The sequence below is a fragment of the Streptomyces sp. NPDC048441 genome (assembly GCF_043200235.1).
Classification (GTDB): domain Bacteria; phylum Actinomycetota; class Actinomycetes; order Streptomycetales; family Streptomycetaceae; genus Streptomyces.
In genome coordinates, this window is sequence record NZ_JBICXM010000027.1 from 1 (window position 1) to 10,502 (window position 10,502).

The following is a 10,502-nucleotide window of genomic DNA, read 5'->3' on the forward strand; positions in this document are numbered from 1 at the left end:
GCGGTGATGGATGCGGAGTACTGGTTCAGGAATTTGCGTCAGACGGTGCGTTTTGATGCCGCGCTTGATGCGTTGCTGGCTGCGGGGCACCGCGTTTTCGTGGAGTCCAGTCCGCATCCTGTTCTGGTGGGTGCTGTGTCGCAGGCTGCTGAGGGTGCGGGTGTGGTGGGTGTGACGGCGGTGGGGACGCTTCGTCGTTATGAGGGTGAGCGGGCTCGGTTGGTGCGGGGTGTGGCTGAGGTGGCTGTTGCGGGTGTGGAGGTGGACTGGTCGTCGTGGGTGGCGGGTGGGCGGTTGGTGGAGTTGCCGACGTATGCCTTCCAGCGGCGGCGGCATTGGTTGCCGGCGGGGCGGTCCGTGGTGGATGCGGCTGGTCTGGGGCTGCGGTCTGCCGGACACCCGCTGCTCGGTGCCACCGTCCCACTCGCGGACCAGGACGGCCTTGTCCTCAGCGGACGTATCTCCCGCGACACGCACCCGTGGCTCGAAGACCACGCCGTGTTCGGCACGGTCATCCTGCCCGGCACCGCCTTCGTGGAAATGGCCCTCCGTGCCGCCGACGAGGTCGGCTGCGACGTACTGGAAGAGCTGATGCTGGAGCGGCCGCTGGTGTTGTCGCAGGGTGCGTCGGTCGCGGTGCAGGTGTCGGTGGGTGCGCCGGACGATGCGGGGCGCAGGCCGGTTTCCGTGCACTCCCGGACCCAGGACGCCGAAGCGGAGGTCACCGGGGGAGCGGACTGGGTGCGGCACGCTGTCGGTGTCCTCGCGGCTGGTCCGGTAGCGGCCGGGGAACGCCTGGACGGTGTGTGGCCGCCGGCCGGTGCCGAGCGGGTGGATGTCGCCGATATGTACGACGTGCTGGCCGGCCTCGGCTATGGATACGGGCCCGTGTTCCAGGGCCTGCGGGCGCTGTGGCGCGCGGGCGATGAGCTGTTCGCCGATGTCCAACTGCCCGTGGACGCCGGTGAGTTCGGCATCCATCCGGCACTCATCGACGCGGCCCTGCACCCGTTGCCCTCGGATGATCTGTGGGTGCCGTTCTCGTGGAGTGGGGTGCGATTGCATTCGGTGGGTGCGTCCGCGTTGCGGGTGCGGTTGGCGCGGGGTGCTGATGGTGCGGTGCGGCTTGTCGCGTTTGATGGTGCGGGTCTGCCGGTGGTGTCGGTGGACGAGTTGCGGTTGCAGCGGATGTCGCGGGAGCAGTTGGGTTCGGCGGTGGCCGGCGGTGACCCGTTGTTCGAGGTGCGGTGGGTGGATGTGCCGGTGCCGGATGTGCCGGTGCCGGAGGTGTCCGGTGGTGTGCCGTCCGACGTTGTCGTGGAGTGCGTCGAGCCTGGCGGTGATGTCCGGGCGAGCGTGGCCGGGGTGCTGGAGTCCGTCCAGCGCTTCCTGGCCGATTCGGCCGACAACGAGGACTCCCGTCTCGCCGTCGTCACCCGGGGCACCGTCACGGGGCGGCCCGACCCGGCCACCGCGGCCACCTGGGGTCTGCTGCGCTCGGCGCAGGCCGAACATCCCGGACGCATCGTCGTCATCGACGTACCCGCGGAAGCGGATGCGGACGTGGACGTGCAGTCGGCTGCCGCGCTGGCCCTCGCTTCCGACGACCCTCAACTAGCCCTGGTAGGCGGGAAGTTGCTGGCGCCTCGGGTGGTGACGATGGCTGCGGAGGCGGTTACGGCGGTGTCCGTGCCGGAGTGGCGGTCGGACGGCACGGTGTTGATCACGGGTGCGAGTGGTGCTCTGGGGCAGTTGGTTGCGCGGCATGTCGTGGCCGAGTACGGCGTACGTCATCTGCTGTTGGTCAGTCGTCGGGGTGCGGAGGGCTCGGCGGATCTTGCCGCCGAACTGAGGGCTGCCGGAGTGACGGTGGACTTCGGGGCCTGCGACGTCGCCGACCGTGAAGGGCTGTCCGCCGCCCTGGAGGGCATCCCCTCCGCGCATCCGCTGACCGCTGTCATTCATGCGGCCGGTGTTCTCGATGACGGTGTGGTCACCACTTTGACCTCTGAGCAGGTCGACACGGTGATGCGGCCGAAGGTCGACGGCGCTCTTCTGCTTGATGAGTTGACGCGTGATGCCGGCCTGGCGGCTTTCGTTCTGTTCTCTTCTGCTGCCGGTGTGATGGGCACGGCGGGGCAGGGCAACTATGCGGCGGCGAATGCCTACTTGGATGCGCTGGCGCTGGCGCGCCGTGCCCAGGGGCTCGCGGCGACGTCGCTGGCCTGGGGTCTGTGGACCAGTGACAGCGCGATGACCGCACACCTCGACGAGGCCGACATCGCCCGCCTGACTCGGAGCGGGCTCGCCCCGATGTCCGCCGCCCAGGGCCTTGCCCTGTTCGATGCGGCCCTCGCGGCCGACCGGGCCACCCTGTTCCCCGCTCGCCTGGACTTGCCCGCGCTGCGCAACCAAGCCGCCCAGGACCGGCTGCCCGCCGTGTTCAAGTCGCTGGTCCGCGCCCCGGCGCGCCGTGCGGCGGCTGCCGTCGGCACCGGTCAGTCCTCCTCGTGGATCGCCGACATGGCGGTGTTGGAGGCTGGTGAGCGCAGGGCGGCGTTGCTGGAACTGGTGGGTGCGCAGGTGTCGTTGGTGCTGGGGCACGGTTCGGGTGTGTCGGTGGATGCGGATCGTGCGTTCCGTGATCTGGGCTTCGACTCGTTGACGGGGCTGGAGTTGCGTCAGCGGGTGCAGGTGGCGACGGGGCTGCGGTTGCCGTCGACGCTGGTGTTCGACTATCCGACGCTGACGGCTCTGGTCGGTTTCCTGGAGGAGCAGATACGGGGTACGGATGCGGGTCCGGTTGCTCCGGTAGCGGTGGTGGCGGCCACGGATGACGATCCGATCGTGATCGTGGGTATGGCGTGCCGTTTCCCGGGTGGGATCCGGTCGCCGCAGGAGCTGTGGCAGGCGACGCTCGACGGGGTCGACGCGATCACCGACTTCCCCGACGACCGCGGCTGGGACATCGCCGACCTCTACGACCCGGACCCCGACCGGGCAGGAAAGACGTACACACGACGCGGCGGATTCCTGCACGACGCCGCCGTGTTCGAGCCGGAGTTCTTCGGGATCAGTCCGCGGGAGGCGGCGGCGATGGACCCGCAGCAGCGGCTGCTCTTGGAGACCGCGTGGGAATCCCTGGAGCGGACCGGTGTCGACCCGACGTCCCTGCGCGGCAGCCGGACCGGCGTCTTCACCGGCCTGATGCCGATGGAGTACGGACCGCCGCTGCACGAGCCGATCGAGGGCATGGACGGCTTCCGTATGCTCGGCAGCGCGTCGAGCGTGGCGTCAGGCCGGATCTCGTATCAACTGGGCCTGGAGGGTCCGGCGTTGACGGTGGATACGGCGTGCTCGTCGTCGTTGGTGGCGTTGCATCTGGCGGTGCAGTCGCTGCGTAATGGTGAGTGCTCGCTGGCGTTGGCGGGTGGTGTGACGGTGATGTCGACGCCGACGACGTTCGTGGAGTTCTCGCGGCAGCGGGCGATGTCGGTGGACGGCCGCTGCAAGGCGTTCTCCGACGATGCCGATGGTGCGGGCTGGGCCGAGGGCGTTGGCTGGCTGGTCGTCGAACGCCTCTCGGACGCGCGGCGCCAGGGGCATGAAGTACTGGCGGTGGTGCGTGGGTCGGCGGTGAATCAGGACGGTGGCAGTAATGGTCTGACCGCGCCGAACGGGCCTGCGCAGCAGCGGGTGATCCGTGATGCGCTGGCCAGTGCGCGGCTGACGCCAGCGGACGTCGACGTCGTCGAGGGCCACGGGACGGGTACGTCGCTGGGTGATCCGATCGAGGCGCAGGCGCTGCTGGCCACGTATGGCCAAGGACGGGATATGGACCGGCCGTTGTGGCTGGGCTCCGTCAAGTCCAACATCGGGCACACGCAGGCCGCGGCGGGTGTCGCGGGCATCATCAAGATGGTGCAGGCGATGCGCAACGGCGTCATGCCGCGCACCCTCCACGCCGACACCCCCTCCCACCACGTCGACTGGGCGTCCGGCGCCGTCAGCGTACTGACCTCTCAGCGGGACTGGCCGGAGCTGGAGAGGCCGCGCCGCTCAGCCGTGTCGTCCTTCGGCATCAGCGGGACGAACGCCCACGTGATTCTGGAGGCGGCCCCCGGGGACACCACGGCGCAGGACGCCGACCCGGCGCACGAAGTGCCGATGATCCCCTGGCCGCTGTCGGCCAGGACGGCTGCCGGGCTGCGGAGGCAGGCCGCACAACTCCTCGTACGGATCACCGGCGAACCCGGCCTGGACCCGCGCGACGTCGGCCACACGCTGGCCACGGGCCGGGCCCTGATGGACCACCGGGCCGTCGTCCTGGGTGCGGGCCGCGACGAGCTGACAGCCGCGCTGACCGCGCTCGCCCGCGGCGAGGACACCCGTGCCGCCGTGGCCGGTGCCGTGCCCACCGTCGGCGCGGGCGGGCTCGCCCTCGTCTTCTCCGGGCAGGGATCACAGCGGCCCGGCATGGGACGGGAGCTGTACGAGCGGTACCCCGTCTTCGCCGAGGCCTTCGACGCTGTGTGCGCCGCGGTCGACGCACACCTCGACGGATACGCCGAACACCCCCTGCGCGACGTCGTGTTCGCCGCCGACGACTCTTCGCTGGCCCCGCTCCTCCAGCAGAGCATGTACACCCAGACCGGTCTGTTCGCCCTCGAGGTAGGTCTGCTCGAACTGCTCAGGGCATGGGGGGTGGCCCCCGGCCACGTCATGGGCCACTCCCTCGGCGAGATCACCGCGGCCTACGCGGCGGACGTCCTGTCGCTGCCCGACGCGTGCGCCCTCGTCGCGGCCCGCGGCCGCCTCATGCAGGCCCTGCCGGAGGGCGGTGCGATGGTCGCCATCGAGATCGGCGAGGACGAGGCCCGCGCATACCTCGAGCAGGCGTCCCTCACGGACGCCGTCGGGATCGCCGCCGTCAACGGCCCGCAGGCCGTGGTCGTCTCCGGCGACGAGGACGCCGCGCTCGCCGTCGCCGACCACTTCCGGGCCGCTGGGCACCGGGTGCGCCGCCTCGTGGTCTCCCACGCGTTCCACTCGCACCACATGGACGCGATGCTCGAGGAGTTCGCCGACGTCCTGTCCGGACTGTCGTTCAACGCGCCGCGGATCCCCATGGTCTCCAACGTCACCGGCGGACCCGTCGACGCCGGACGCCTGTGCACCCCCCAGTACTGGGTCGAGCACGTCCGCCGCGCCGTCCGCTTCGCCGACGGTATGCGCAGCCTGGCCGACCAGGGCGTTCGGGCCTACCTGGAGGTCGGGCCCGAGGCCGTCGTCACCCCGATGGTGCACGCCACCCTCGACGCGGCCCTCGGCGACGACGAGTACATCGCTGTGGCGGCCCTCAAGTCCGGCCAGGACGAGGCTCTCGCACTCACCCGTGCCCTGGCCGCCGCATACGTGGCCGGTACCCCGGTCGAGTGGCAGCGACTGCTGCCCGGCGCCCGCCGCACCGAACTGCCCGGCTACCCGTTCGCGGGACAGCGCTACTGGCACGACGCGTCCGAGTCGACCGCCGGGATCCGCGCCGCGGGTCTGACCGGCACCCGGCACCCGCTGCTCGGCGCAGCCGTGCACCTGCCCGACGGGCAGACGGTGCTCACCGGCCGCATCCTGCCCGGCGCCCACCCCTGGCTCGCCGACCACGCGATCGGCGGCACGGTACTGCTGCCCGGCACCGCCTTCCTCGACCTGGCGCTGCACGCCGGCGCCGAGACCGGCTGCCCCGTCGTCGAGGAACTGACACTGCAAGCACCGCTGGTCCTGCCCGCGGGCACCGCCGTGTACCTCCAGGTCGTCGTCGGTGCCCCCGACGAGACGGGCCGCCGCACGGTCACCGTCCACTCCTCGCCCACCCCGGCCTCCGGCACCGAGCCGCAGGTCCGGCACGCGACGGGCACCCTGGCCGACTCGGCGCCCGCCGCCGATGCGTGGGACGGGCCGCCCAGTGACGCCGAGCCGGTACCGGTCGACGGCCTCTACGCCGACCTGGCCCGACGCGGCTACGGCTACGGCCCCGCCTTCCAGGGCCTGCGCGCCGCGTGGCGCACCGCGGACGCCCTGTACGCGGAGGCCGAACTGCCCGTGCAGACCGGCACGTTCGGCATCCACCCGGCGCTCCTTGACGCCGCCCTGCACGCCGTCACCCTCGGCGTGCCGTCCCTGACCGGCGCCGAAGGGACCCGACCGCTGCTCCCGTTCTCCTGGACGGGGGTGACGCTGCACGCGTCCGGCGCGACCGCGGTACGGGTCCGGCTCGCCGCCACCGCCGACGGGGCCGTGACGCTGACCGCCGTCGACATCACCGGACAGCCCGTCGTCACCGTGGACGCGCTGCTGCTGCGGCCGATGTCCGGGTCCGCGACGCCGGACCAGGAGGGCGGACTCCATCTGCGGTGGCGCCCGCTGCCGGCCGCGGAACCCGTCGGGCCGGCCACGGCGGTCACTGTCGCCCGCGTCGCACCCTGCGGCGATGTCCACACCCGCCTGACCGAGGTGCTCCAGCGCGTCCAGCGCCTCCTCACCGAGTCGGCGGACAGCGACGAACGGCTCGCCTTCGTCACCCGGGGCACCGTCATGGAGGGGCCCGACCCGGTGACCGCCGCCGTATGGGGACTGCTTCGGTCGGCCCAGGCCGAACACCCCGGACGCCTGCTGCTCATCGACATCGATCCCGCCGCTGCCGGCACGGACGCCGCTGTCGCCGCGGCCGTCGCCTCAGGTGAACCCCAAGTCGCCGTCCGTGAGGGGCAGTTGTACATACCCCGGCTCGGCCGCACTGCGCCCGCTGTTCTTTCGTTGCCGGACGACACGTCCGAGTGGCGCCTGGAGGTCACCGGCGACGGCGGCCTCGACGGTCTCGACGGCCTCGCCCTCGTCCCGGCCCCCGCCGCGCCCCTCGGCTCGCGGGAGATCCGGGTGGCGATGCGGGCCGCGGGGATCGGCCCCGACGACCTGACCGACGACGCCTGGGCGGCACCCGGCACCGAAGGCGCCGGCGTCGTGACCGAGACGGGCACGGCGGTCACCGGCCTGGCGGTGGGCGACCGGGTGTGGGGCACCTTCACCGGCGGCGGCGCCGCGGCCCGTACCGCGGTCACCGACCACCGGTCCGTCGCCCGCCTGCCGCGGGCCCTGACGTTCGCCGAGGGCGCCACGGCGGCGACCGCGTTCCTCACCGCCTGGCACGCCCTGGTGGAAGAGGCCGGACTGCGCTCGGGGGAGCGGGTGTTGATCCACGGTGCCACCGGACCTGTCGGCCTCGCGGCGGTCCAGCTCGCCCGGCAGCTGGGTGCCGAGGTGTTCGCCACCGCGCCCCTCGACGCCCGTGCCACCCTGAGCGGCCTCGGCCTCGACGACACCCATCTTGCCGAGCCGGAGCCCGGCGATATCGCGAAGAAGGTGCCGACCGGCCTCGATGTCGTCCTGGACCCGCAGGGCAGTCCGGGCGCCGAGGTGTCGGCCGCCTTGCTGCTCGCCGCACGGGGCCGGTTCGTGGCGGCCGACGCGCGCGCCGCGGCCACCGCCCTCGACGCGGAACGGCAGCAGACGGTTCTCGCCGAGCTCTCCGGCCTGTTCGACACGGGGGCGCTGCACGCCCTGCCGGTCACCGCCCACGACGTACGGGCGGCGGCCGAGGCCTGGCGCGGACTGCGCGCGGACGCCGAATCCGGACACCCCGGCCGGGCCGTCCTGACGATCCCGCGCCCGCTCGACCCCGAAGGCACGGTCCTCATCACCGGCGCGAGCGGCACCCTGGGACAGCTCGTCCTGCGCCGGCTCGCGGCCGAACACGGCGTACGCCACGTCCTGTTGCTCAGCCGCAGCGGCGCCGATGCACCCGGGGACCTCGTTGACGACGGCGTCCACATCCGGTCCGTGGCCTGCGACGCGGCGGATCGCGAGCAGCTCGCGGCGGTCCTCGCGGACATCCCGCCGGAGCATCCGCTGACCGCTGTCGTGCACACCGCCGGTGTCCTCGACGACGGCGTCCTGGCGGCCCTGACACCCGAGCGGCTCGCCACTGTGCTGCGGCCCAAGGCGGACGCGGTGCGGGCCCTGCACGACCTGACCGCCGGCGCGGACCTCGCGGCCTTCATGGTGTTCTCCTCGGTCGCCGGTGTCCTCGGCTCGGCGGGCCAGGCCAACTACGCGGCGGCCAATGCCTACCTGGACGCGTTCGCCGCCCGCCGGTACGCGGCCGGAGCACCCGCGGTCTCCGTCGCCTGGGGCATGTGGGCGCAGACCAGCACCATGACCGCGGGCCTGGGCACCGCCGACCTCGGCCGGATCGCCCGCACCGGGCTGCTGCCCACCGCCACGGATGACGGCCTCGCCGCTTTCGACCGGGCCTTGTCCGCGGCCCGGCCCACCGTCATCCCGGTACACGTCGATACGGTCGCGCTGCGCGCCGCCGACACCGCGCCGCCGCTCCTCTCGGACCTGGCGCCCGCCCCGAACCGGCGGACCGCGGCGAGCGCCCCGGCGGCACCGGCCGAGTCCCTGGAGAGCAAGCTGCGCGGTCTGCCGGCCGAGCAGCGCCGCACCCTCCTGCTCGACCTCATCCTGACGGACGCCGCCCAGGTGCTCGGGCACGGTGACCCGCGCGGCATCTCCGCCGACGGCGCGTTCCGCGACCTCGGCTTCGACTCCCTGACCGCCGTCGAACTCCGCAACAAGATCAACAAGCGGATCGGCGTGAAGCTGACCGCGACCGCGGTGTTCGACCATCCGAGTCCGCGTGCCCTGGTCGACCACCTCATCGGCCGGCTCGCCCCGGCTCCCGCAATGGCGCGGGAAGCCGAACAACCCGACTACGAGCGACTCATGGCCGACCTCACCAGGATCGGGAACAGCCTGACCGGACTGCGGCTCACCGGCACCCAGCGTGCCGCCCTGGCCGAGGCGGTCCGCGGTCTGGCCGAGCCGTCGGCGCACGGCCACCCCGTGACCGAGGCCGACGAACCCGCGCCGGCCGGCCTGGAGTCCGCGACCGCGGCGGAAGTCCTCGACTTCGTCACCAACAGCCTCGGCATCTCCATCTCAGGCGACGCGACGCGCGCCACCGACCAGAGTTGAGAGTGAGTTCATGCCTACCGAAGACGAGCTGCTCAAGTACCTCAAGGCGGTTTCGGAAGAACTGCACGTCACCCGCGGGCGGTTGCAGACACTCGAGGCCCGCCGCAGCGAACCCGTGGCGATCGTCGGCATGAGCTGCCGGTTGCCCGGCGGCGTCTCCTCGCCGGACCAGCTGTGGGACGTCGTCGTCAAGGGAGAGGACGCGATCGGCGGGTTCCCGACCGACCGCGGTTGGGACATCGACGCCCTCTACGACCCCGAGCCCGGCAACCCGGGCAAGACCTACACGCGCTCCGGCGGATTCCTGCACGACGCGGCGGACTTCGACCCGGCGTTCTTCGGGATCACGCCCCGCGAGGCGCACGGGATGGACCCCCAGCACCGCCTGATGCTCGAGGCGTCATGGCAGGCCCTGGAGGTCGCGGGCATCAATCCGCAGGCCCTCAAGGACACCGCCACCGGTGTCTTCGCCGGCTCCTTCCACCACGACTACGACCCCAGTGGCGGCAGCGTCGGCAGCCTGGTCTCCGGACGCGTCTCCTACGCGCTCGGCCTTCAGGGCCCCGCCGTCACCGTCGACACGGCCTGCTCGTCGTCGCTCGTCGCGTTGCACCAGGCGGTGCAGTCGCTGCGCGACGGCGAGTGCACCCTGGCCCTGGCGGGCGGCGTGACCGTTCTGTCCACTCCGGGCGTCTTCGTCGAGTTCTCCCGCCAGCGCGGCCTCGCCGCCGACGGCCGATGCAAGTCCTACGCCACCGCCGCCGACGGCACCGGCTGGGGAGAGGGCGTCGCCGTCCTCGCCTTGGAACGCCTCTCCGATGCCGAACGCCACGGCCACCGCGTCCTGGCCGTCGTCCGCGGCACCGCGGTGAACCAGGACGGCGCGTCCAACGGCCAGACCGCGCCGAACGGCCCCGCCCAGCAGCGGGTGATCCAGGACGCCCTGACCGCCGCCCGGCTGACGCCGGCGGACGTCGACGTCGTCGAGGGCCACGGTACGGGTACGACGCTGGGTGACCCGATCGAGGCGCAGGCGCTGCTCGCCACGTATGGCCAGGGGCGGGATGAGGGGCGGCCGTTGTGGCTGGGCTCCGTCAAGTCCAACATCGGTCACACGCAGGCCGCGGCGGGTGTCGCGGGCATCATCAAGATGGTGCTGGCGATGCGCAACGGCGTCATGCCGCGCACCCTCCATGTGGATGAGCCCTCCCACCACGTCGACTGGAGCGAGGGCCAGGTCCAGCTCCTGACGGAGAACCGGCCGTGGCCCGAACAGGACCGCCCCCGCCGGGCCGGTGTGTCCTCTTTCGGCTACAGCGGGACGAATGCGCACGTGATTCTGGAGGCGGCGCCGGTTGAGGTGCAGTTGCCGTCGGCTGATGTGCCGGTTGTGGTGGATGCGTCGGAGG

2 protein-coding genes are annotated in these 10,502 nt (G+C 72.3%); both read left to right on the top strand.

All coding sequences use genetic code 11. The features are described 5' to 3' along the window. The first annotated feature begins 6 nt into the window (after positions 1–6). Entirely contained in the window at positions 7–9,093 is a 9,087-nt protein-coding gene (locus ACGFSB_RS37340; RefSeq protein ID WP_393409021.1) for an SDR family NAD(P)-dependent oxidoreductase, read from the top strand. A 28-nt stretch (positions 9,094–9,121) separates the two neighbouring features. Then, a partial coding sequence (locus ACGFSB_RS37345; RefSeq protein ID WP_393409024.1) for a type I polyketide synthase occupies positions 9,122–10,502 on the top strand: 1,381 nt, incomplete at its 3' end.

Excerpts from the sequence above, each read along its gene's own strand:
- ACGFSB_RS37340 (WP_393409021.1), top strand. The coding sequence starts at position 7 with ATGGATGCGGAGTACTGGTTCAGGAATTTGCGTCAGACGGTGCGTTTT.